The organism is Arthrobacter sp. 05T47 (assembly GCF_056395825.1).
In genome coordinates, this window is sequence record NZ_JBFTKG010000128.1 from 1 (window position 1) to 1,640 (window position 1,640).

Sequence of the window (1,640 nt, forward strand, 5' to 3'; positions counted from 1 at the left end):
GCCGCGTCGGCGTCCGCCATTGCCTTGGCGTCAGCGTCCGCCTTGGCTTTAGCATCAGCGTCGGCTTTGGCCTGGGCAGCAGCATCAGCGTCTGCCTTGGCCTTGGCGTCAGCCTCAGCTTTGGCAGCGGCAGGATCCTTCGTCTTGGTTTCCACTGGGACCGCAGAAGCGGAGGCCGAAGCGGATTTTGCCGGAGTGGAAACCGACGATGCGGACATTGAGGCTGACCCGGCACGGGCGGAGTTGACGACAATGCTCAAGAGGATGAGAACGCCGGTGACAATCAGGGCGACCTTCTTGTGCTTGTCGTAACCCTCCAGTGGAAGACCCTGCTTGTCCCGGGTCCGGTTGGCAAGGACCAAGATGAGGTCAATGAGGGCCCAGATACCGAAACCGCCAAAGGTAATCAGCTTGAGGATGCCGGTTCCGACTTTGCCCAGGTAGAAACGGTCAACGCCGAAAAAACCGAGGAGGAGCGAAAGCAGCCACGTCGTCAAGAACGACTTGTGGCTCGTCTGTGGCTGACCGTAGCCAAAGGCTGGCGGGTACGGTGCAATGTTCGGGGGTTGGCTCATGAGAGTCCTTTCATAGGACACCTGACCGACGTGCGATGCGAAGCGTGCGGAGTGGGTGCGGTGATGGACGCGCATAGAGGGAACCCAGCGTGGAGCGCGGGCGGCAAAGGCCGTACACCGCGCCAGCCGACAGTTACAAGCACGTTCGCTTCCCCCAATAGCGTCACGGGCGTATACCCGCATATCGGATGTTACATTGCATCCGTGCAATCGAATGCAGACACGTTGAAAAGTTTCATCTCGGTTGTTTTGGAAAAGTGCCATTGTTCAATTTGGTTAGCCTGTTGGTGTTCCGAAGCGGAGGCACTGGCCACTTGGCGCCGCGCGGAAGAATCCGTTTAGCGCCGCCACTGGGTAATATCTCTGAGGCCGGTGGATCCCACGGCCATCACTTGCCTATTTGGGGGAAATTATGACAATGCCCGAAATGCCGAACTACGCGCCGACGTCGACGCCGCCCGTCGCTACCCGCAAACCAGTCAACAAGGCACTCCTGATCGCAGGGGCCAGCTTCGTCATCGGGACCATGCTCGGCATCGCTGGGACCGCCTTCACCATCAGCGCGGTCAACGATGCCAACGTCAAGGCCGCCGCCCAGGCAGAAGCCTCGAAACCTCGGCCACTTAAGGAAGCCGCCGGCGGTTGCGGCATCATCGGCGAGACCGGCGCGGATCTCGGGGACGGCGACCACAGCCTCTCCCTCGACGGCAAGGGCGAAAAGGACTACTCCGGCCTGTCCATGCAGAACATCGACTGCGTCCTCAACAACATCCACGTCCCTGACTTCATCCGCGCCGAGATGGGCAAGACCCGGGCCTTGGACGGCACCCAGCGTGAATCGTGGGATAACTTCAGCGTCTCCTGGACCTACCACCCAGACGACGGGCTGAATGTTGGCCTCGTCGAAAAGTAGGGACTCAGTTACAGGACGCCAAAGGGCCATTCACATTCGCAAGGAAAACGGGGACGGCCCAACCGCATTCAGCCTCAGTCCCGCAGCACCCAAGCGGCGTTGTTCGGCTGCAGCCAGCCGTTCTCGGCCAGCGGCGCGGCGCTGAGAAGCAC

Annotated in this window: 2 protein-coding genes; one reads left to right on the top strand and one right to left on the bottom strand. The window is 60.7% G+C overall.

Annotation, left to right across the window (positions count from 1 at the left end; translation table 11 throughout):
* Positions 1–575 (bottom strand): TM2 domain-containing protein (locus AC1DEY_RS23225; RefSeq protein WP_476870054.1); only part of this gene is annotated, 575 nt, incomplete at its 3' end.
* Between the two features lie 418 nt (positions 576–993).
* On the opposite strand from AC1DEY_RS23225, the gene AC1DEY_RS23230 reads away from it, so the two are divergent.
* Positions 994–1,488, top strand: a complete 495-nt coding sequence (locus tag AC1DEY_RS23230; RefSeq protein WP_476870055.1) for a hypothetical protein — start codon at positions 994–996, stop codon at positions 1,486–1,488.
* Positions 1,489–1,640 lie beyond the last annotated feature (152 nt).